General features: G+C 70.4%; 17 protein-coding genes. 12 read left to right on the forward strand and 5 right to left on the reverse strand.

Annotation, left to right across the window (positions count from 1 at the left end; genetic code table 11):
* Positions 1-54: 54 nt before the first annotated feature.
* Positions 55-2322, reverse strand: a complete 2268-nt coding sequence (gene bglX, locus ACZ6TB_RS22580) for a beta-glucosidase BglX (protein WP_465556585.1) — start codon at positions 2320-2322, stop codon at positions 55-57.
* Positions 2323-2564: 242 nt separating this feature from the next.
* On the reverse strand, positions 2565-4022 hold the full coding sequence (locus ACZ6TB_RS22585) for an arabinofuranosidase catalytic domain-containing protein (protein WP_465556587.1): 1458 nt from the start codon (positions 4020-4022) through the stop codon (positions 2565-2567).
* Between the two features lie 850 nt (positions 4023-4872).
* Here ACZ6TB_RS22585 and ACZ6TB_RS22590 point away from each other — a divergent pair.
* Positions 4873-9147, forward strand: a complete 4275-nt coding sequence (locus tag ACZ6TB_RS22590) for a fibronectin type III domain-containing protein (protein ID WP_465556589.1) — start codon at positions 4873-4875, stop codon at positions 9145-9147.
* Entirely contained in the window at positions 9140-9538 is a 399-nt protein-coding gene (locus ACZ6TB_RS22595) for a hypothetical protein (protein ID WP_465556591.1), read from the forward strand. Before ACZ6TB_RS22590 ends, ACZ6TB_RS22595 begins: the two co-directional genes overlap by 8 nt.
* A 140-nt stretch (positions 9539-9678) precedes the next feature.
* Here ACZ6TB_RS22595 and trhA read toward each other — a convergent pair whose 3' ends face one another.
* Positions 9679-10392 carry a PAQR family membrane homeostasis protein TrhA gene (gene trhA, locus ACZ6TB_RS22600; protein ID WP_465556593.1) on the reverse strand — a complete coding sequence of 238 codons (714 nt, stop codon included), beginning with the start codon at positions 10390-10392 and terminating at the stop codon, positions 9679-9681.
* A 583-nt stretch (positions 10393-10975) separates the two neighbouring features.
* Between trhA and ACZ6TB_RS22605 the strand changes: the two genes are divergently transcribed.
* The 3 genes from ACZ6TB_RS22605 to ACZ6TB_RS22615 are packed head-to-tail and all read left to right on the forward strand — an operon-like array spanning position 10976 to position 12780.
* A complete protein-coding gene (locus ACZ6TB_RS22605) occupies positions 10976-12286 on the forward strand; it encodes a hypothetical protein (protein WP_465556595.1) in 1311 nt (436 codons plus the stop codon).
* 27 nt (positions 12287-12313) lie between these two features.
* Positions 12314-12562, forward strand: coding sequence for a hypothetical protein (locus ACZ6TB_RS22610; protein WP_465556597.1), 249 nt, complete (start codon positions 12314-12316; stop codon positions 12560-12562).
* Positions 12563-12579: 17 nt separating this feature from the next.
* On the forward strand, positions 12580-12780 hold the full coding sequence (locus ACZ6TB_RS22615; RefSeq protein WP_030435760.1) for a hypothetical protein: 201 nt from the start codon (positions 12580-12582) through the stop codon (positions 12778-12780).
* A 49-nt stretch (positions 12781-12829) separates the two neighbouring features.
* On the opposite strand, the gene ACZ6TB_RS22620 is transcribed toward ACZ6TB_RS22615, so the two are convergent.
* Positions 12830-13633: an MBL fold metallo-hydrolase gene (locus ACZ6TB_RS22620; RefSeq protein WP_465556600.1), complete on the reverse strand. Its 804-nt coding sequence runs from the start codon at positions 13631-13633 to the stop codon at positions 12830-12832.
* Here ACZ6TB_RS22620 and ACZ6TB_RS22625 point away from each other — a divergent pair.
* From ACZ6TB_RS22625 to ACZ6TB_RS22635, 3 genes are all read left to right on the forward strand, one after another.
* Complete coding sequence (locus ACZ6TB_RS22625) at positions 13632-14267, forward strand: TetR/AcrR family transcriptional regulator (protein WP_465556601.1); 636 nt, start codon at positions 13632-13634, stop codon at positions 14265-14267. The genes ACZ6TB_RS22620 and ACZ6TB_RS22625 overlap by 2 nt on opposite strands.
* Before the next feature lie 458 nt (positions 14268-14725).
* On the forward strand, positions 14726-16153 hold the full coding sequence (locus tag ACZ6TB_RS22630; RefSeq protein ID WP_465556603.1) for a hypothetical protein: 1428 nt from the start codon (positions 14726-14728) through the stop codon (positions 16151-16153).
* 52 nt (positions 16154-16205) lie between these two features.
* The gene (locus ACZ6TB_RS22635; RefSeq protein WP_465556605.1) at positions 16206-17000 is read left to right on the forward strand and encodes an alpha/beta fold hydrolase; all 795 of its coding nucleotides are present in this window, start codon (positions 16206-16208) and stop codon (positions 16998-17000) included.
* A gap of 136 nt (positions 17001-17136) precedes the next feature.
* Here the strand turns inward: ACZ6TB_RS22635 and ACZ6TB_RS22640 are convergent, their stop codons facing one another.
* Positions 17137-18342, reverse strand: a complete 1206-nt coding sequence (locus tag ACZ6TB_RS22640; RefSeq protein WP_465556607.1) for an ROK family transcriptional regulator — start codon at positions 18340-18342, stop codon at positions 17137-17139.
* Positions 18343-18460: 118 nt separating this feature from the next.
* On the opposite strand from ACZ6TB_RS22640, the gene ACZ6TB_RS22645 reads away from it, so the two are divergent.
* Genes ACZ6TB_RS22645 through ACZ6TB_RS22660 form a run of 4 tightly spaced genes read left to right on the forward strand, consistent with a single transcriptional unit; the run spans position 18461 to position 22381 of the window.
* Complete coding sequence (locus ACZ6TB_RS22645; protein ID WP_465556609.1) at positions 18461-19549, forward strand: sugar ABC transporter substrate-binding protein; 1089 nt, start codon at positions 18461-18463, stop codon at positions 19547-19549.
* The gene (locus tag ACZ6TB_RS22650; RefSeq protein ID WP_465556611.1) at positions 19549-20295 is read left to right on the forward strand and encodes an ATP-binding cassette domain-containing protein; all 747 of its coding nucleotides are present in this window, start codon (positions 19549-19551) and stop codon (positions 20293-20295) included. The genes ACZ6TB_RS22645 and ACZ6TB_RS22650 overlap by 1 nt, the downstream gene beginning before the upstream one ends.
* Positions 20292-21470 (forward strand): sugar ABC transporter permease, encoded by a 1179-nt coding sequence (locus ACZ6TB_RS22655; protein WP_465556613.1) that lies wholly within the window; start codon positions 20292-20294, stop codon positions 21468-21470. Before ACZ6TB_RS22650 ends, ACZ6TB_RS22655 begins: the two co-directional genes overlap by 4 nt.
* Positions 21467-22381 (forward strand): ROK family protein, encoded by a 915-nt coding sequence (locus ACZ6TB_RS22660; RefSeq protein WP_465556615.1) that lies wholly within the window; start codon positions 21467-21469, stop codon positions 22379-22381. The genes ACZ6TB_RS22655 and ACZ6TB_RS22660 overlap by 4 nt, the downstream gene beginning before the upstream one ends.
* The last annotated feature ends 61 nt before the right edge of the window (positions 22382-22442 follow it).

The raw sequence follows: 22442 nt of genomic DNA on the forward strand, positions 1-22442 counted from the left end.
CTCCCGACTACGACCGCACCGAGCTGCGCCGATGGCTCGCCTGGCGAGACGAGATCAACGGCGGGTCTTCACGGTGAACGATGCGGTGATTTCCGCGGCCGAGCTGTCGCCGGCGTACACGTCGATCCGGCCGGGCTCGACGATGAACCGGCCCTGGTTGTCGTAGAAGCCGAAGTCGTCGCGGTCCAGCGTGAAGCTGAGCGTGCGGTGCTCGCCGGGCTGGAGCGTCACCCGGGCGAAGTCGCGTAGCCGCCGCACCGGCTGCGAGATGCTCGCGACCGGATCGTGCAGGTACAGCTGGACGACCTCGTCGCCGGCGCGCATGCCGGTGTTGGTTACGTCCACCGAGGCGGTCAGCCGTTTGTCCGGCGCCACGGTGGCCGCGCTGAGCCGCAGGTTCGTCACCGCGAACGTGGTGTAGGACAGGCCGAAGCCGAACGGATAGAGCGGGTCGCAGCTGTTCAAGTCGCGGTATCGCGAGTCGTACTTCTGGGTGGTGTCGCACGGGCGGCCGGTCGGCTCGTGGTTGTAGTAGATCGGCACCTGGCCGAGCCGGCGGGGGAACGAGACCGGCAGCTTGCCGCCGGGGTTGACCTTGCCGAACAGCACGTCGGCGACCGCGTTGCCGGCCTGCACGCCGGGGAACCAGGCCTCCAGTACGGCCGGTGCGGACGCGGCGACCGGTTCCAGGGTGAGCGGGCGGCCGTTGAACAGGACGACGGCGAAGGGCTTGCCGGTGGCCGCGATCGCGTCGATCAGCTCCTGCTGGTGGCCGGGGAGATCGATCTGGCTGCGTGCGGCCGCCTCGCCGCTCATCTCGCGTGACTCGCCGAGCGCCAGCACGACCTGGTCGGCCTTGCGGGCAGTGGCGACGGCGTCGGCGAACCCGTCCGTGGTGCAGTCCGCGGCCGGGTCGTAGTCGGGCGGCTCGGTGTGCGGCAGGGTGCACGCCTGCGCGTACGTGGTGGTCCCGGTGCTCTGTGCCCGGATCCCGGTCAGCGTGGTGACCGCGTCCTCGTCCCGGCCGGTGCCCCACCACGGGCCGAGCATCGCGTGGCCGTCGTCGGCGAGCGGGCCGATCACGGCGGTGTTCTTGGCCGGGTCCAGCGGCAACGTCGCGCCGGTGTTCTTCAGCAGGACCATCGACCGGCCGGCGGCCCGGCGGGCCGCGGCAACCGCGTCCGGCAGGAGCTGAGCCGCCTCGGCCTTGGACACGTCCACGTACGGGTGCTCGAACAGCCCGGCACGGAACTTCACGCGCAGGATCCGCCGGACGGCGTCATTGATCCGGCTCGGCGAGATCCGGTGCTGCGCCACCAGCTCGGCGCCGTAGTCGCGTAGGAAGGTGCTGGTCATCTCCGAGTCGGTGCCGGAGTTGAGCGCCAGCGCCGCCGCGTCCGGCCCGTCCGCCGCCACCCCGTGACCGCACGGTCCGCTGTCGGGCCGGACCGGTGGGCAGGCTCGCATCTCGGCCACGGCCGTGTAGTCGCTCTCGATGAAGCCGTCGAACCCCCACTCGCCCTTGAGGATCCCGGACTCCGTGTACGGGTCGCCGCAGCCGGGCACGCCGTTGATCGAGTTGAACGAGCACATCGCCGTGTCCGCGCCGGCCCGGACGGCGGCCTGGAACGGCGGCAGGTACAGGTTGCGCAGCCGCTGCTCGGACAGGTCCGTCGTGTTGTAGTCGCGGCCACCCTCCGGCTGCCCGTATGCGGCGTAGTGCTTGGGACTGGCGATCACCTTGTCCGGCGCCGCGTAGTTCTTGCCCTGGGCCGCGCCGACCCGCGCGGCGGCGAAGACCGAGCCCAGGTACGGGTCCTCGCCGGCACCCTCGGCGATGCGGCCCCAGCGCGGCTCGTGCGACACGTCGACCATCGGGCCGTAGATCTGCTTGAGACCGACCGCGGCGGACTCGCGCGCGCCGATCCGGTCGTCGTCGGCGGCCACCGACGGATCGAAGCTGCTCGCCGTGCCCAGCGGGATCGGGAAGACGGTGCGGAAGCCGTGGATGGTGTCGAAGGCGAACAGAATCGGGATGTGCAGCCGTGACTGCTCGACGGCGATGTGCTGGAGCTGGTTGATCCGCACGGGGTCGGTGAGGCTGAACGCGGAGCCGAGCCCGTCGCGCACCTCGTCGTCGGTGACCATGAAGTCGGGCAGCAGTTGCAGCTGCTCCAGCTTCTCGGCCAGCGTCATCCGGGCCAGCAGCGCGTTGACCCGCGACTCGACGGATGGCGTCCCGCCGGACGCGCCGGCCGCGCCCGTGGTGCCGAACAGCGTGACTGCCACCGCCGCGGCGGCGATTGACCGGACTTTAATCATTTCGTCACACCTCCGGGCCCCGCGGATTTAGACGATCGCAAATGCCCCGCTCCGGAGCGTACGCGCATCGTGACCGTCAGGCGACCGGTGCGGCGCGGAGTTCGAAGGCCATCGCCTCGGCAGCGTCACCGCGGTCCGGCACCGCGGTCACGGCGGCTGACCCGGACCGCGGGAACGCCAACGGGCCGGTGGGAGGTGGCCCCACCGGCCCGTTGTGCGGTCGCTCCGTCGGAGGGCTGCGCCTACCGCAGACTCCACTGCTGGTTGGACTGACCGTTGCAGGACCACAGAATCAGCTTCGTGCCGTTGGCCGTGCCGGCGCCGTTCGCGTCCAGGCACAGCCCCGACTGCACGCCGGTGACCGTGCCGTTGCTGTTGACGTTCCACTGCTGGTTGGTCTGGCCGTTGCAGTCGTAGATGATGACCGCGGTGCCGTTGGTGGTGCCCTTGGCGTTCGCGTCCAGGCACTTGTTGCCGTACACCATCAGTTGCTTGCCCGAGGTGGACGTCCAGAGCTGGTTGGTGCCGCCCCAGCAGTCGTACAGCTGCACCTGGGTGCTGTTGGTGGTGGACGAGTTCGGTACGTCGACGCACCGGCCCGACTGCCCGCCGACGATCTCCTTACCGCTTCCGCCGCCGCCCGTCGACGTGCCGTAGCCGGCCGACACGATGTTGGCCTGCACCGCGTTCTCGGTGGCGTCGGACGGGTAGCCGCTGGTCATGACGCCCTCGTAGAAGGTGCCCGCCGAGCCCTTGCTGTTGTCGCCGCCGATGCCCAGGATGATGGCGCCCTCCTTGTGCATCGGGTTGTAGCCGTTGACGTTGGGTCGCGGGCCGCTGTAGTAGGTGGACAGGCCGCCGGACTGGGCGTTGCCGGCCCGGATCGCCCACTGGTTGGGCTGACCCTTGATGATCGCGGTGACGAACCGGTTGCTGATCGACGGGTCGTTGGCGTTGTACCCGGCGTTGACCCCGGAGAAGAGCCCGTTCTCGAGGTCGGCCATGACCCATGGCCCGTTGCCGGTGCCGTAGCCCCAGACCTTGATGTTGCCGAAGTAGATGGCTTCCATGTGGCCGTTGCCGGTGTCGTTGCTGCTGGTCTCGGCGTTGCCGTAGTCGAAGCAGCAGCCGCCGTTGTAGTGGGTGCCGTCGAAGATGGCGTACATGCCCTCGGGCTGGTCGCCGGTGGCGATGCCGTTGGTGTTGTTGTTGCGGTAGCCGGTGCCGGGGGCGACGAAGACGCCGTACACCTTGTTGCCGTTGATCGTGATCGGGGCGGCGGTGGCGTTGGCCAGGTTGTCCGGGCCGCCGGCCGCGCCGCCGCCGGGCGCCTGGGTGAGGTCGTTGCCGCGCCCGGTCTGGTCGTAGATCCGGGTGATCAAGCAGGTGGTGCCGGCGCAGAACGAGTCCTGACCGGCCGCGTCGGCGTAGCCGCCGGCGCCGACCGGGCTGATGCTGCGGTACGTGTTGTCGGAGGCGCGCCGCACCTGATAGAGCGAGCCGGTGTACGCGCCGAACAGGGCGCGGGTCGTGCTGTGCGCGGCGACGCACGGGGTGCCGCCGGAGGCGTAGATGTCGCACGGTCCGGTGACCGCGGCGTGCGCGGGCGCCACCGCGGCCAGGATGCCGCCGAGCAGCCCGGCGACGCCGGCCGCCGACAGCAGCGCTCTGCGCCGGAAACGCCTGGGGATGAGGGTCATGGAAACCTCGCTTGTCGTTCGGGGACGGTGATCGGGTGGACTGCGCCCGGGGAGGGGATGCGGGCCCGGGGCCGGTTGGGGTCGCCGGCCGGACGCGCCTCGACCGGTCCGGCGGGAGGCAGTTGTGAACGTTAACTAGCGGGCCGCTCGTCGATTGTTACGCCGGCGCCAACGGCTAGTCAACGGATCGTTTCCGGCCGGCCTGGGCCGCATTCTTCTCGCGTTATGAGCGAAAAACGCCTCAACGGGAGCCTATGAAAACCGTTATGGCAGCGCGACATCTCCGGTCGGTGCGGACTTGGACGTACGTCATTCGGCGCTTCGAGTTGTGAACGTTAACGCTCCATGGCGGGCGGTCGCCGGATCCGGGTCGAGCCGATGCAACCGCCTCCCCCACCGGGCATTTAGCCGGCGGAGCCGACGCGGCGGCGTTTCGTCGGTTGCTGATGTTTCTTGCGGATTGGTCGTTTCGACCGGGATTGAGGATGGCCGTGGGGTTGCATTCCGGCCGGCTCGGCCGCGACGGCCGGCCAGGCGGCGCGGGCCCGGCTGACGGCTCCCCCGCCGGGCGCCGCGCTCCACTGCACGACTGGGTCGACGAGGCGGTCGACGCCCTCACCTGCGGTTCAGATGGCTGGCCGTCCCCGGCCGCACGCGAGGATGAGCGTCGGTCAGCCGAACGTGCAGAACCGGGTCCGGGCATTGTCGTGAATCTTGCTCACCGGTCCGGCGCGGGATCACAGTGTGGGGACACTGCGCCGTCCTCACAGCGTGTGGGGGCTCGCCCTCGTCGGATGCAGGAGCAGGCATGCGATCGTTGTCCCGAAGGCTGGCGATTGGCGCGGTATGCGTGGCGGTGACCGCCGCCGGCATGACGGCCGGCACGCCCGGCTACGCCGCCGCCACGCCCAGCTTTGTCCAGCAGGCAACGGCGCACGGACTCGGTAGCACCCGCGCCGTCACGCTGCCGTCCAACACGGTCGCCGGCAACCGCCTCGTCGTCGAGGTCGGGGTGTGGAACTCGAAGAGCGCCACGATCAGCACGGTCACCGACAACGCCGGCGACACGTTCGTCAAGCTGCTCAGCTACACCGCGACCGACCACACGGAGATGAGCGTGTGGACCGCCGTCGTGGCGACGGGCGGCACGAAGCCCACCATCACGGCCAAGCCCACGTCGTCGGCCGACGTCGGAGTCCTGGCGCTGGAGTACTCGGGGCTGTCCACCGTCACCGACGCGACGGTGCTGGACCAGCAGGCCCACGCCGCCGGTACCACCTCGGGTGCGGGCAGCGTCAGCTCGGGAACCACGGCCGCCGCGAGCGCCGACGGTGAGCTGGCGCTCGGGCTCTACGCCGACTCGGGCTTCGGCGCCGCCCTGACCGCCGGCAGCGGGTTCGCCCAGCGGGCCAACATGTCACCGAACGGCGACATGGAGCTGCTGGCCGAGGACAAGGTGGTGTCGGTCGGCTCGACCGTCTCGGCGACGGCCGGCACCGGCGCCGGCACCACCTGGCTGATGGCGGTGCTCGTGCTGCGCGCCGGCAGCGGCTCCGGCAACCCGCCCACCGCGCCGTCGGCTCCCAGCGGGGTGACCGCCACCGCGGGCAACAGCGCTGCCACGGTCACCTGGAACGCGCCCGGCAACGGCGGCAGCCCGATCACCGGCTACACCGTCACGCCGTACGTGGGAACGACGGCGCAGGCCGCCACGACCGTCACCGGCAACCCACCGGCGACGACCGCGACGGTGCCCGGGCTGACCAACGGCACCGCCTACACGTTCACGGTCACCGCCGCCAACGCGGTCGGCAGCGGACCCGCCTCGGCCGCCTCGAACCCGGTCACCCCCGGCTCCTCCCCCGCCGGCTCCTGGTCGAGCCTGCAGACCTGGCCGATCGTCGCGTTGTCCAACACGCTGCTCTACAACGGCAACGTGGTCGCCTGGGACGGCTGGCAGCAGCCGCAGCCGTCGGTCATCTGGAACCCGTCGACGCCGAATACGTTCACCACCGTCAACGCGCCGACGAGCGTCTTCTGCGACGGCGGGGCCACCCTGCCCGACGGCCGGGTGCTCGTCGTCGGCGGCTACGGCGGCCTGACCACCGGCAAGATCGGCATTGCCGACACGAACATCTTCGACCCGGCCACCAACAGCTGGTCGCGCGTCGCCGACATGCACTTCCCGCGCTGGTACCCGACGGTGACCGAACTGGCCGACGGCCGGTACGTGGCGCTCAGCGGCAACGACACCACCTCGGCACACTGGGCCGACACGCCCGAGGTGTACGACCCGTCGACCAACACCTGGACCTTGCTGTCGAACGTGTCCACGCCGCAGATCCACGAGACCGAGTACCCGTTCTCCTACCTGCTGCCCAGCGGCAAGATCTTCGCGATCGGGCCGGACGAGGACAACTCGTTCCTGCTCGACGTCAACGCGCAGACCTGGACCCCGACCGGCGGGGCCAGCGGCGTACACAATGGGTCGTCGGTGATGTACCGGCCGGGCAAGGTGCTCTACACCGGCGGCGGCGCCAACGTCAACGCGTCGGGGCCGGCGTTCAACACGGCCGCCACCATCGACCTCACCTCCGCCGGCCCGACCTGGACGGCGGCGGCGCCGATGAGCTCGGCCCGCGTCTATCACACGCTGACGATGCTGGCCGACGGCAAGGTGCTCGCGGTCGGCGGCAACACCAACACCAACCAGGGCGTCGTCGCCTCCGGCGTGCTGTCGACCGAGATCTGGGACCCGGCCACGCAGGCGTGGACGACCGGCGCCTCGATGGCGGCGGCCCGCAACTACCACTCGACCGCGCTGCTCATGCCGGACGGCCGGGTGCTCGTCGCGGGCGGCGGTCACCCGTACGGGCAGGGTGCCGACGGACAGTACTCGGCGCAGTACTACTCCCCGCCGTACCTGTCCAACGGAGCGCGGCCGACGATCACCTCGGCGTCGGCGGGCGCGTCCTACGGCGGCACCATCTCGGTGTCGACCCCCGACGCGGCCAGCATCAGCTCGGTGAACCTCGTCTCGCTGGGCGCCGACACCCACCAGATGGACATGAACCAGCACTTCGTGCCGCTGAGCTTCACCACCGACGGCTCCACGCTGTCGGTGCAGGCGCCGGCCAGTTCGGCGCTCGCGCCGCCCGGCTACTACATGCTGTTCATCGTCAACGACAAGGGCGTGCCGTCGGTCGCCTCGATGGTGCAGATGTCCCAGGCGCCGACCGCGCCCGCCGCGCCGACCGCGGTGAGCGCCACGGCCGGCGACAAGTTCGCGACGGTGCGGTGGACCGCGCCGCCGAACAGCGGCAGCCCGGTCACCGGATACACCGTCACGCCGTATGCCGGCACCACCGCGCAGGCCCCGATGACGGTGACGGGCAACCCGCCGGCCACGACCGCGACCGTGACCGGGCTGACCAACGGCACCGCGTACACCTTCAAGGTGACGGCGACGAACGCGATCGGGACGTCGCCCGCCTCGGCCGCTTCCAACGCCGTGACGCCGGGCACGGTGGCCACCCCGACGTTCGTGCAGCAGACCGGCGCCCAGGGCACGGGCGGCACGCAGTCGGTCACCCTGCCGGGGAACCTCGGCTCCGGCAACCGGCTGGTCGTCGAGGTCGGCACGTGGAGCGGCACCGGCGCGACGACCAGCGGGGTGACCGACTCGGCCGGAGACCCGTTCACCGAAGTGGCGCACTGGAAGGCCGCCGACAGCACCGAGCTGAGCGTCTGGACCGCGCCGATCACCGGCGGTGGCGGGCAGGCGCCGGTCATCACCGCCCGCGCGTCCGGCACCGCCGATGTCGGCGTCGTCGCGACGGAGTACAGCGGGCTGTCGACGGCGGCTGATGCCGGCGTGGTCGATGTCGCGGCCACCAACTCGGGCACCACGTCGGGTGCCACGACGGTTCAGTCCGGCGCGACCGCGGCCACCACAGGCGGCAACGAGCTGGCGATCGGCTTCTACGGCGACTCGGGCTTCAACCACCCGCTCACCGCCGGCAGCGGCTGGACCGTACGCGGCAACGTCTCCCCCAACGGCAACATCGACCTGCTCACCGAGGACCAGGTCGTCGCGGCCGGCGCCAAGCCCAACGCGACGGTCGGCGCCGGAGCGAGCACCACCTGGCTGCTCGGCACGCTCGTGTTCAAGCCGGGCACGGCCGGGCCGCCGACCGCCCCGGCCCCACCGAGCGGGGTGACCGCCACCGCCGGCAACGCTTCGGCCACCGTGAGCTGGTCGGCGCCGGCCAACGGGGGCAGCGCCATCACGTCCTACACGGTGACGCCCTACATCGGCGGCACCGCGCAGAACCCGGTGACCGTAACGGCGCCGACCGCGACCATGACCGGGCTGACCAACGGCACCGCGTACACCTTCAAGGTGTCGGCGACGAACGCGGTCGGCACCTCACCGGACTCCGCCGCCTCCAACCCGGTGACGCCGACGAACGTGACCGCGCCGGCCTTCGTCCAGCAGGTATCGGCCCAGGGCGCCGGCAAGACCAGCCTGGCCGCGACCCTGCCGGCCAACGCGACGACCAACGACCGGCTGGTCGTCGAGGTCGGCGTGTGGAGTGCCGGGTCGGCGACGGTCAGCACGGTCACCGACAGCGCCGGTGACGTCTTCACGAAGCTCACCTCGTTCACCGCGTCCGACCACACGCAGGTCAGCGTCTGGAGCGCCGTGGTGGCGACCGGTGGCACCAAGCCCACCATCACGGCGAAGGTCAGCGCGTCGGCCGACGTCGGAATCGCGGTGGCCGAGTACTCCGGCCTGTCGACCGCCGCGGGCGCCGGCGCCGTCGACCAGCAGGCGACCGGTACCGGCACCACCACCGGCCAGCAGGTGGTGAAGTCGGCCGCCACCCCGGCCGTCACCGCCGACGGCGAACTGGCGATCGGCTTCTACGCCGACTCGGGCTTCGGCAATACGCTGACCGGGGACCCGGGCTACACGACGCGGGTGAACCTGTCCCCCAACAGCAACATGGACATGCTCGTCGAGGACACCGTGGCCGGCACCGGCGGCTCCCCCGCGGCCAGCGCGACCACGGGCGCGTCGACGGTCTGGCTGATGGCGACGGTGGTGTTCAAGCATGCCTAGCCTTCCGGCCCGTCTCGCCCCGCTGGTGGCCGAGATCCCGGTCCTCGTGCTGGCCGGGGTGCTCGCGGTGGTGCTGACGCCGGCCGGCACCAGGGTCCCCCCGCAGAGCGTGACCGCCCGCGTCGCCTCCTGTGACCTGCAGAACGCGGGCTCGGCCGACGTCACCTACACGATCGCCAACGGCGACCGCGTGGAGCACGCCTACAAGGTGGAGCTCACGGTGGCCGCGCCCGCCGGCCCACTCGGCGCCGGCGTCGGCCTGGTCAACCGGGTCCCACCCGGCGCCACGGTGACGGGCCGCGCCCTGATCGCCGTGCGCGCCAACCCCCCGGACGCCGCGTGCACGGTGGGCGCGATCGCCCACGACGGCCACGCCGGCCACGGCTCGTAGCCCGATCCCGACAAGGCCAGTCCGTAGTGCCGCCGCAGGAGCGGTAGGCGGACGGTGGTCGCTTCCTCGAAGACGCCGAGTTCGATCGGGTCGGCGCGAACGACCGGAAGGCTGGTCGGCGCCGTCGGCGCAGTGGTCGGCTAGATCACGAGGATGAAGACGGCGACATAGTGACAGGTGACAGCGGCGCAGAGGAAGGCATGAAAGACCTCGTGATAGCCGAACACCGACGGCGCCGGGTCGGGTCTGCGGTAGTGGTAGGCGAGGGCCCCGGCAACGTACAACAGGCCACCGGCGATGGCCAGGCCTCCGGCGAGTGGCCCGGCGTGGATCCAGACCAGCGGAAGAGCCAGAGCTGCCACCGTGGCGAGAGCGATATAAGTGCCACCAATTACGCGCTCGGGTGCTTGCATCCGCGCCAGGTGTAAGCCGGCCGCCGCCGTCGCGAGCGCCCACATCACGATCGAGCAGACGCGTCCGTAGCGTGGGGAAGCCGTCAGCTGATACATCGGCGTGGCGGTTCCGGCGATCAGCACAAAGATCATCAGGTGGTCGCATCGCTGCAGGATCCGCTTCCTCGCGAATTGCCAGTCGACGCGGTGGTACAGGGCACTGACACCGAACATCGCACTCACGGCGACCGCGTAGACGCCCGCCGCGGTCACCGCGGCGGCGCCACGCGCGGCGGCGACCAGGAACGTGCCGGCGATCAGGGAGAGCGGAAACCACAGGAGATGCATCCAGCCGCGCCAGATCGGCTTGGGAAGCTTCGCGGGCCGGTCATCGCGGGCCGAGAGTGGTGAGGTTCGGTCGGTCACCGGCTCATGAAAGACAACCTCGAGGCTGGTGTCCACCTTCGGCATCGAACAGTCAGCCGCATTCCGGACGTGCAGCCGGTCCCCGGCACGCCGCGGTCAGCATTCCGGCCGATCCCGCACAGGCTTTCGCCGCGGCGAAAGCCCGACTCGGCACCGAGTCCGCCCACTTATCGCAGGACACCGGATTCGACCTGAACGACTACACCGGCACGGTGGACGCTAAAACCGGGCGACCATACCATCACGAAGTCGCCGAACACGTCCCACCCGACCAGCGTGAGCCTGAAGGTCAGCGCCACCCTCGACGACCAGGGACGCTTCGCCGACGATCCTGACCCGCTGCTGCTGCTCTGACCCCGAGCAAAGCCTCGCTCGACCCAGCGCCGGGACGGCCCTCCCGGACAGCGGCCGAAAGGCGAATACGGCGCCCAGTCGGCTTGATGACAGCGGGTGCCACGCGCCGTTCCCCCGGCCCTATTGTCGGCTCATAAAGCGCGGGTTCCGACCAGGGCACCCAGACGTCCGGAACAGCGGCGTCGGACCTTTATCGACCAATGTCCATACGCTTTGATCAGCGCGAATCGCGCATTAATCGATTCGGGCAAAGGGAGCGTGCGTCATGTCGGACGACGAGACGGTCATCGCTCCCGGCGGTCCGCGACCGCGATCGTCGACCCACCTGGTACCGCCCGGGTCGGTCGTGGTCGCCGGGGCGGACGGCTCCCTCTCGGTGCGCGACGCGGCCGAGGTGGAACGCGAGAAAGGACGGGCCATGGCGTACGCGGAGAGCGGTCCCCAGAAGCAGCAAGAACAGCGGGGCGGGCCCGACGACCTCGTCCTGACCCCCGGCGGGCTCCGGCGCCGATCCCAGGTGCACGAGGTGCCGCCCGGCCACCGCCTCCGGCTGCGGGAGCGGCGGATGGAGACGCTGGCGCCCGACGGCCGGGTCGTCACCGACCACGGCGTGATGCCGGTCCGGCCGTTCGGCCGACCACTCATGCCGTTCCAGGTGCGACGCCCGGAAACGGAAGCGGAAACGGCCGTCCCGGCTCTGGGCAGCGGCTGGATCACGTACGCGTCGTGGCTCAACGACACCGGCACCCCGGTGTCCCGCTTCACCACCACCTGGACCGTGCCGCCCGCGCCGGCCACCAGCAACGGGCAGACCATCTTCCTGTTCAACGGCATCCAGAACTCCACGATGATCTACCAGCCGGTGCTGCAGTGGGGACCGTCGGCCGCCGGCGGCGGCGCGAAATGGTCGGTCGCGAGCTGGTACGCGGACGGCCAGACCGGCCAGTCGTTCCATTCGAGCCTGGTCGACGTCGACGAGGGCGACGTCCTCACCGGCGTGATGACGCTGACCGGGCAGGGTCCGGCCGGGTTCAGCTACGACTGCGAGTTCACCGGCATCGCCAACGCGGGCCTGGCGATCCAGGACGTCGAGGAGCTGACGTGGTGCATCGAGACCCTTGAGGCGTACAGCGTGACGGTCGCGTCCGACTACCCGGACTCGTCGTACACCGCGATGCGCGGCATCGGCATCGACACCGGGCCGACCCACCCGTCGTTCACCTGGACCGGCCACAACGACGTGACCGACACCGGGCAGCACACGCTGGTCGAGAACGAGGACGTGTCGGCCGACGCCGGCGAGGTCGACATCTGGTACCGGCCCAGTCCGTACTGGGTCTCGGGCTTCGGCAGCATCGCCCCGGGAACCTCGCAGGACTGGTGGTTCTCCTGGGGCGGCACCGGCGATGTCGGACCGCAGCTGATCCAGGCCCAGCCGGTCGAGCCGTCGGGCGAGCTGGTGACCGTCCAGGTCAGCGAGACCTCGGACACCAACGGGCACCTCGGTTATCACGCGACGGTCCGCAACGACGGCCCGTCGGCGGTCCGCTTCCAATGGCGCGGTGGCGGCCGTTAGCGCCGTACCAAATTTTCAGGAGGGGTTATGGCATGGACATCCGGATCCGGGACGATCGGTCCCGGCATCTCGCAGGATTGGTGGTTCTCGTGGGGTGGCAACGGTGACGTCGGCCCCCAGCTGATCCAGGCCGAGCCACTCGGACCCTCGGGCGAGCTGGTCACCACCCAGACGGCGGAGAGCCTCGACGCCAACGGTCACATCACCTATCACGCCGTCGTACGCAACGACGGCGCCAACCCGGTCGCGTTCCAGTGGCGCGGCGGCGGCTTCTGATCCCTGAGGAGGGTGGCATGCGCATCGTTCACGTACTGCTGGACGAGAAGGACAACGTGCTGGGCACGTCGGACGGCGAGCCGAAGGCCGGCACCGGCGCGCCGACCGCCCGGCTGGTGCCGCGGGACGGGCAGCGGGTGGTCGACGTCCGCATTGACGACGAGCTGAACGGCCTCGAGCCGGCCAAGTTCTACCAGGAGCTCAAGTCCCGGATCTGACCGGCGGACCTCGTCGACGGTGAAGATCGTCAGCGACCAGGACGGGCGCCTATCGCAACCCGGCATGACGTGCCCGATCGGCGGCGTGCTGTGGACTGCTTTCGAGTGGCTCGCCGTGGCCCGGAAGGATCAGAGAAGCGGGCACTCCAGCCAGCCGGTCGAGCGAGGCAAGCGCCGTCGCGCCGTCGTGCGTGAAGCCGCGGCACATCAGCCTCGGCCCGGTGTGCCCGGTCAGCCCGTCCAGCGTCACCAGGGCGTCGCCGGTGAACAGTACGCCGAGGTCGGGAAAGTGGTAGGCGACGGTGCCGGGCGTGTGTCCGGGCAGCGTGATCACCTGCGGCTGACCGGGCACGTCATCAAGGCGCTGATCGCCGGAGAAGGTGCGCACCCCCGGCACGGCTTTGGCGCTGAAGGCGCCCATGCGGGCCATGCGCAGCGGAGCGGCGACCGCGGCGGGGCGGCGAAGTAGGTACGGCACCATGGAGCGCTCCGGCTTGGCGTGCCGCATGGCGCTGCGCGGCCCGTCGGTCAGGATCGGCGCGTCGGCCTGGTGGATCCAGACGTCGGCGCCGGCCTTTTGAGCGGCGGCCGCCAGCCCGGTGTGATCCGGGTGGCCGTGCGTCAGGAGTACCGCCCGCACGTCCGGCAGGAACGCCTCCACCTGCGGCCGGTGCCCGGGCAGGCCGGCATCGACGAGCGTCAGCCCGTCGGGGTGTTCTACGAGGTAGAAGTTCACGATGTCGTCGCCGAGGCGTTCGATCGTGGGAGTGAGGCGGGGCATGAGCTCTCCGATGCCGGGTGGGAAATCTAGTACAGTGTGCTGTATCCAACCCTTCGAGCGGAAGTGTTTCATGTCATTGCCGCGAACGGACCGCAAGCCGTACGAGTCGCCGAGCCGCCGAGCCGCCGCTCGCCGCACCCGCGCGGTGGTTCTGGCCGCCTTCCGCGAGATGCTCTTTGCCGACGGCTACCGCGCCAGCACCATCCGAGCGGTCGCCGATCGCGCCGGGGTGTCCCCGGAAACGATCTACAAGACGTTCGGAGGGAAACCCGGACTGATCAAGGCGCTGTGGGACGTCACCCTGGCGGGCGACGACGAACCGGTAGCGATGGCCGAGAGGGCCCAATTGCGGACGATCTGGGCGACCAGCGACCCGGCGACCAAGATATTGCTGTACGCGCAGTTCGTCCGTGGCGTGCATGAGCGGCTCGCCGGCCTGGCCGCACTGCTCGCCCAGTCCGGCCCGGAGGCCGCCGCCGTGCTGGAGGCCGGCGAGCGGGAACGACGCACCGGCGTGGGCGCTTTCGTCGATCATCTCGCCGATACCGGACTACTGCGAGCCGGCACGGATCGCGTGCGTGTGGCCGATGCTTGCTGGGCACTGACGAGCGCGGCCCTCTATACCCAGCTCACCGCTTCCGCGGAATGGGGCGGCACGGCTTACGAGACCTGGCTGGCCGAAATGCTCATGGCGACCTGGGGTTGACAGCGCCCCGAGCGGGCGGCTCGAGATACCGACGTCGTTCGCTGGTGCCGCGCACTCATTTGCCGCCGCGCACGGCCGCAAACTGACGGCCGGCTCTCCGGCCTGAGCTTTCACCTGCGTTTTCAGCACCGCGTCAGTGCCGCTTCAGCCTCTCCTGCGAACCTCGGCGGTGTCGGCCAACCCTCTGAGGAGCGGACCGTGGCGCAGACGTGGTCGGTCAACATCGACAGCCCGGTAGCAGGAGCGCCGGCGGGCCGGTTGTCGTGGGCTCTGGGCCGCCTCCGTCGTGCCGAGCGCGTCGGACGACCGGCGATCCACTTCGGACGCTCGCGTCCGGCAGGGCGAAGCCCCCGCGGAAGAGGCGTGCGCGGCTTCCAAGCATCTCCATCGGGCCGAGGTGCGGACGTCTCACGGCTGCCGCTGGGGCACGGCCGCTCAACCAGACTGAGGAGCCAACGATGAGCGACGACATCAACCGACCGATGCCGCCGGCCCCTGCCGGGCGACGTAGGCGACGTTTCCGCATCCCGGTCGTCTCCTTGCTGGTGTTCACCATCTCGGCCGTGGTCGCGGCGCCGGCGGCCGCCGCCGGTAAGACGGTTGACGGCGGGATCGTTGTCCATGCCACCGCCGTGTGGTCGGGTCTGGATGATCAAGGAAACAAACTCGTCACGCAGCTTGATCTCGTCGACGGCATTGTCAACGACGAGCAGCACCGCCCGAAATTCGGCCACGGCACGACGATCGAGTTGTTCCGGACGGTCATTGGCCCGAACGGTCAGAGCATCTACACCAAGGATTCCTTTTTCGGCACCTTGTTCACGACCGCACCTGTCTTCCGCACCGACAAAGTGGGGACACTGCGTTCGGCGACGCTGGCGCCGGTGAAGGTGGACCAGTGTGTATTGGGCCCGTCCCCGTGCGAGGCCGTCGATCGGAGCCTCATCATTCAGACCGATTGGATCGGGACCGGGCCGATGGGGGAAACCCGCTCGACTTTCCGGGACAACGGCAGCGCCCCGGCCGGCCCGACCGAGGTGAGGCTGAGCGATGATGCGGCGTACCGGTCCGCGCCCGCGGCCGGGACGCTGAATGGGAAGAGCTTGGGAGAACCGACGACAAGAGCGACCCTTTCCCGTACGTCGCGGGTCAGTGTCATCTCTGGCGAACTGTCGGGAATCATCTCCATTCCGGACTACTCCGCTCCCACGATTGATCTGGGCAACAAGACCGTGCGCGGCGGCAAAGGCGTAGCGGCGAACACCGCCTGGGTCATCCCGAATCCCGACGGCAGCACGACCTACTACCAGCTGACGGTGCTGCAGGGAACCCGCCCTAATGGCCGGATCTTGACATTCGCCGATGGCACCGTCGTCTCCTTGGACAAGCGTGTCGTCGACCGGGACGGCAATACCGTCGAGTTCGCGATCGGCGACACGGTCTCGCCCGGATCCGGGACCTTCACGGCGAAGAACAACCTCGAAAAGGCGACCCTCGCGCCGATCACGTTCGGGCTGACGAGCTGCACCAGCGCCGACGGGTGCAACACCGACAAAACCGCGACGATCGAGGCTACCTGGGCCGCCACGGGCAAGCCGATCACGAGCACATACCAGTACACCGGAATCACCAACTGCAACGACAGCCAATGCACCACGGCGGACCCGCACCACAAATTCACCATCTCGGCCACCGGTGCGAACGCTGTGGTCGCGGCCACGGCGACGGCCAAGTTCAACGGCGTCGACCTCGGGCCCAGCACAACCGATCCGAACGTGGGCACGACATTCGTGTCAAGCGTGCGGCGGTCCACGATCGAGAACGGTGGCAGCTACCCCATCGACATCTACCCGATACAAGCGCCTAAGCCACCTACTGCACCCTGACGCGGCGAGCACCCACGCGTCACAATGTGGCAGGCCTGGTCGTCCTGCTGACATGACACTCGCATTCACCCGCCGCGGTGCCGGGACGCCGCTGATCCTGCTGCACGGCATCGGCTCCGCTCGCCAGGCCTGGGACCCCGTCCTCGACCGGCTCACCGAGCGATTCGACGTCATCGCCGTCGACCTGCCCGGCCACGGCGAATCCCCGCCGCTTCCCTCGCACGTCGAACCACGGCCGGACGCCATCGCCGCCGCCGTGGCCGCCTTCCTCGACACCCAGGGCATAGCGACACCGCACGTGGCCGGCAACTCGCTCGGCGGCTGGGTCGCCCTCGAGCTCGCCGCCGCCCGCCCGCTCCGATCGCTGGCCCTGCTCTCCCCGGCCGGCCTGTGGCGCGGCCCAACCCCGCTGTACAACCGGATCAGCCTGCGCACCACCCAATGGCTCGCCAAGCACTTCACCGCACCGGCATGCCGCCTCGTCCGGTACCGCGCCGGGCGGATCGCCGTCCTCGGCCAGACCCACGGGCAACCGTCCCGGATCACCGCCGCCTACGCCCGCGGCGCCGTACGGGCGATGGCCGGCGCCCCCGGTTTCGACGCGACCATGAAAGCCACCGAGCCGCGCTGCTACCGCGCCGGCCCACCCATCGACGCGCCGGTCACCGTCGCCTTCGGGTCGCGTGACCGCCTCCTGCTCCCCCGCCAGTCCCGCCACCTGGACGAACTGCCGCCGGGAACCCGCGTCAGCGAGCTGCCGGGCTGCGGACACGTCCCGATGGCCGACAATCCCGCCGCCGTCGCCGCGCTCATCGTCGCCGCTACCGAACGGACGGTCCACGCGTGACGGCGATGGCTGCCGAAACCCCGTTCGAGACGACGAGATCGCGACGCCGGCGAGGAGCGCATGGACATCAAGCGAGTGCGTGTTCCGGGCGGCCCGATTCACCGCTTCGGCTGCGCCGGTCAGGCCCGCGACGGGCTCACCGGGCGGTCGGCGGTTCGGCGCGGTCCAGCACCAGGTCACGGGCGGCGGTCAGGCCGGACGCCAGGGCGCCGAGCAGGACCGCGTCGGTGCCCAGCGTGGAGACTTCGATGCGGGGCGGGCGCAAGGCGACCAGGCGGTTCAGCCGCTCGAGCAGTGGGCCGGTCAGCAGATCGCCGGCGTGACCCGCCACTCCCCCGCCGAGCACCACGAGCTCCGGATCGAGCACCGCGGTGACGCCGGCCAGGGCCCGGCCCACGTACTCGACCTCGCGATCCACCGCCCGCAGGGCGGCCTCGTCACCGGCCCGGGCGGCGTCGAGAACCTCCTTCGCGGTGACCGCGTCCACCAGACCCAGGCGGTGGGAGGTGGCGACGACGCCGGCGGCCGAGGCGACCGATTCGAACATGCCCCGGCCCCGGGATCCCGGCTCGTCCAGCAGCGGGTCGCCGTCGCCGACCGGCATGTACCCGATCTCGCCGGCGGCGCCGCGGGTGCCGCGGTACAACTTGCCGTCGATCACGATGCCCATGCCGGTGCCGGTGCCGATCTGCACGTACACGAAATGGCGTACACCCCGGCCGAGCCCGTACGTCGCCTCGCCGATCGCGGCGAGATTGGTGTCGTTCTCCACCACGTAGGTCGCGCCGGTGATGCCGGCCAGTTGGGCGACGCTGTTCTGCCGGTCCCAGCCGGGCAGGTTCGGCGCGAGGTGCAGCGAGCCGTCGGTCTTGTCGTGGATGCCGGGGGTGCCGAAGACGGCGAGCGTGATGTCGTCGCGGACGATGCCCGCGGCGCCGGCCAGTTCGTCGGCGATCCGGGTGAGCTGGGCTACGAGGTCCTGTTCGCGGTACCCGTGCGACGGCTCCTCCTTGCGGGCGACGATGTCGCCGACGAGATCGGCCAGGGCGGTACGCACGAAGGCGCGCCCGATGTCCACCGCGAGGACGTAGCCGGCCTCGGGGCGCACCTCGTAGAGCAGGGCGGAGCGACCGGCCGGGCCGGCGCGCCGGCCGACCTGACGCAGCAGTCCCGCGTCCTCCAGGTTGTTGAGGGTGACGGCCACGGTCGGCTTGGACAGCCCGGTGATCGCCGCCAGTTCCGGGCGGGACGCCTTCCCCAGCCGGAAGATCTCGGCGAACACGGCCCGCTCGTTGATCACCCGGAGAACGGCCGTGGTACTGGCTGTCGCACTGCTCTGCACGTCCTACAGGCTGCCACACCCGTTCGTAAATCTCATTTATCAATTTCGTAAAGGACATTGCCAAACGGCGGCCGGGTGGCTGACGATGCTCCTCAAACCTTCGGAAGAGAGGTGCACCGTGAGAACCAGCAGGTTCGCCGCAGCAGCCGCAGCCACCGCCGCCGTCGTTCTCCTCAGTGCCTGCGGCGCTGCGGACAACTCAGACGCCTCCGACAGCTCGAAGAAGGCGGCCACCATCGCCCTCTTCCTTCCCGAGTCCAAGACCACCCGGTACGAGGCCTTCGACCGGCCCCTGTTCGAGGCCAAGGTCAAGGCCCTGTGCGCCGACTGCAAGGTGCTCTACTTCAACGCCGATCAGGACGCGGCCAAGCAACAACAGCAGGTCGAGGCGGCGCTGACCCAGGGTGCCGACGCCCTGGTCCTCGACGCCGTCGACGCGGGCGCCGTCGCGTCCCTCGTCAACCGGGCGAAGCAGGCCAAGGTTCCGGTGATCGCCTACGACCGGCTGATCTCCGGCATCACGTACGACTACTACGTCTCCTTCAACAACGTCCGGGTGGGCGAGATGCAGGGCCAGGCTCTGCTGGACGCGCTCGGCAAGGCCGGCACGACCGGCAAGGGCAAGATCGTCATGATCAACGGATCGCCCACCGATCCCAGCTCGGCCGACTACAAGACCGGCGCGCACCATGTGCTCGACGGCAAGGTGGCGGTCGGACGCGAGTTCGACACTCCGGACTGGAGTCCCGACAAGGCCCAGCAGGAGATGGAACAGGCGATCACCGCCCTCGGCCGCGACAACATCGTCGGCGTGCTGTCCGCGAACGACGGCATGGCGGGCGGCGCCATCGCGGCGATGAAGCGGGCGGGCTACGCCACCGTCCCGCCCATCACCGGCCAGGACGCCGAGCTCGCGGCGGTGCAGCGCATCCTGACCGGCGAGCAGTACATGACCATCTACCTGGACATTCGCAGCGAGGCGGAGAAGGCGGCGGAACTGGCCGTCGGGGTGGTCCACGACCAGAAGCCGGCCGCGCCGGCCAGCGTCGACAACGGTACGGCGAAGATCCCGTCGTTCCTGCTCGATCCGAGCCCGGTGACCGCCGACAAGATCAAGGACACGATCGTGAAGGACGGCTTCTACACCGCGGCCGACATCTGCACTCCGCCGGTGAAGGCGGCATGCGCGCGACAGGGCATCCAATAGTGTTCTCCGCCAACGCGATCTCCAAGGCGTACGGCGCGGTCCAGGCGCTCGACGAGGTCAGCCTGGACCTCGCGCCGGGCGAGGTCGTCGCCCTCGTCGGTGACAACGGCGCCGGCAAGTCGACCCTCGTGAAGGTCCTCTCCGGGGTCGTCATCCCGGAGAGCGGACATGTCGAGCTGGACGGCCGCACGGTTCGCCTGAGCAGCCCCCACGAGGCGCAACAGCTGGACATCGCCACCGTCCATCAGGACCTCGCCCTCTGCGAGAACCTGGACGTGGTGGCCAACCTGTTCCTCGGCGCCGAACGGCAACGCTGGTCGGTGTTGCGCCCGATCCGGATGGAACGAGCGGCCCGCGACCTGCTGGCGTCCCTGGACGTCCGGATCCGGGACATCCGGGTCCCGGTCGCCATGCTCTCCGGCGGTCAGCGTCAGTCGGTCGCCATCGCCCGGGCGCTGGTCGCCGATCCGCGCGTCGTGATCCTGGACGAGCCGACGGCGGCGCTCGGCGTCGAGCAGACCGCCCAGGTGCTCGGCCTGATCCGGCGCCTGCGAGACCGCGGACTCGCCGTACTCGTCATCTCCCACAACCTCGCCGATGTCCGGGCCGTCAGCGACCGGATCGTGGTCCTGCGGCTCGGCCGCAACGCGGGCGAGTTCCGCACCGCCGAGACCACCCCGGAGGCCGTCGTGGCCGCGATCACCGGCGGCGCCGCGCTGGCCGGCGCATCGGAGGAAACCGCATGACCGCCCTCTCCCTGATGCTGCGCAAGCCCCTGCGGCCGATCGGTCGCGGCGGGTCCGACCTCGGCGCCTGGCCGGTCGTCGCCGGACTGGTCGTCATCGCGGTCGTGTTCGGCTCGCTGAACGACCGCTTCCTGTCCGCCGAGAACCTCACCAACCTCGCGCTGCAGATGGCCGCGACCGGCACCATCTCGCTCGGCATCATCATGGTGGTGCTGCTCGGCGAGATCGACCTGTCGGCGGGATCGGTCAGCGGTCTGGCCGCGGTCATCATGACCATCCTGTCGGTGAACCACGGCTGGCCGCCCGTCCTCGCCATCGCGACGGCGCTCACCGGCGCCGCCCTGATCGGGCTGCTGCACGGCTGGATGTTCACCCGGCTCGGCATGCCGTCGTTCGTGGTCACGCTGGCCGGGCTGATCGGCTGGCAGGGGTTGATGCTGTATCTGCTGGGCAGCGGCGGGACCATCAACCTGCCGTTCGACGGGTTCGTGGCGAAGCTCAGCGACAGCTGGCTTCCGACGCCGGTCGCCTGGCTGACCGCCGTCCTGATCGTCGCGGTCAGCGCGACCAGCGCGCTGGTCAACCGGCGGCTGCGGGGTGCGGCCGGACTGCCGGTGACCTCGTTCCTGCGGATGGCCGTACGCCTCGGCGGTCTGGCGATCGCACTGGCCGCCGTCGTGCTCGTCCTCACCGCCGACCGCGGCGTGCCGCTGCTGCTGGTCATCTTCGCCGCCCTGGTCGTCGCGCTCGACCTGATCCTGCAGCACACCGTCTTCGGCCGGCACATGTACGCGGTGGGCGGCAACGCCGAGGCGGCCCGGCGGGCGGGCATCAACGTGACCAGGATCCGGGTGATCGCCTTCGCCGCCGGCTCCGCCCTCGCCGCCGCCGGTGGCATCCTGGCCGCCAGCCGCCTCGCCGCCGTCAACCAGAGCTCGGGCAGCAGCGACACCCTGCTCATGGCCATCGCCGCGGCCGTCATCGGGGGCACTTCGCTGTTCGGCGGCCGGGGGCGCGCCCACGCCGCCCTGCTCGGCATCCTCGTCATCCAGGCCATCACCAACGGCATGCTGCTGCTGAACGTGAACTCCTCGGTGCGCTACATGGTGACCGCCGCGGTCCTCGCGGTCGCCGTCGCCGTGGACTCCCTCGCCCGGCGCGGTCAGCCCCGATGACCGGCCCCCGGGTCCTGGCGATCGACTTCGGCGGCACCAAGATCGCGATCGCCACGGCGGCCGTCGGCTCCTCCGACGGCCGCCCCGAGGTCGCACTCCGCTTGCGGACCCTCGGCGAATCGGGCGCCATGCAGGCCGTGCGACGCACCTTCGAAGCCGCCCGGACACTGCTGACCGGCCCGGCGGCGGTCGGCGTGTCCACCTTCGGCGTGCTGCGCGACGGCCGGGTCCGGCTCGCACCCAACGTGCCCGGCTGGGACGGCATGGCCCTGCCCGCGTTGTTACGCGCCGAGTTCGGCGACGCCCCGGTGGCGATCGACAACGACGTCAACGCGGGCGCCGCCGCCGAACTGCACTGGGGAGCGCTGCGCGGGGTCGACGTGGGCCTGTACATCAACCTCGGCACCGGGCTGGCCGCCGCCCTCGTCGTCGGCGGTCGCGTCGTGCCCGGCGCGCATGGCGCGGCCGGCGAGATCGGCTATCTGCGCGACGACAACACCGATCCCGGCTTCGCGGACGGACAAGCGCCGCTGGAGGACGTCGTGTCCGGCGTGGCCCTGGCCCGGCGCGGCGCCGCGTTGCTGGGCCGGCCGGTCACCGCCGCGGAGTTGTTCGAGCTGAGAACCGAACCGGGCGTTGCCCACCTGCTGGACGAGGCCATCGAGACGCTGTCGCGCACCATCGCCAATCTCTGCGTCGTCCTCGACCCGGAGCGAGTGGTCCTGGCCGGCGGCATGATGGGCGCCGCCGGGCACATCATCCCGCGGGTCGCGGCGGCCCTGCGCCGGTCGGTGCCGTTCCCGCCGGCGCTGGCCAAGGCCCGCTTCGCCGACGACGCCCCGCTCGTCGGCGCGATGGCCCTGGCCCAGGACTCCGCGCCGGCCGGCGGCTCAGATCCTGGTTCGCGGTAGGAGCCGGTCGGCGTCACATTTCGAGGTGCTACCTCGTCTTGTCTTCAGCCAGGAGGCGACG

The sequence above is a fragment of the Actinoplanes sp. NPDC051537 genome (genome assembly GCF_055586105.1).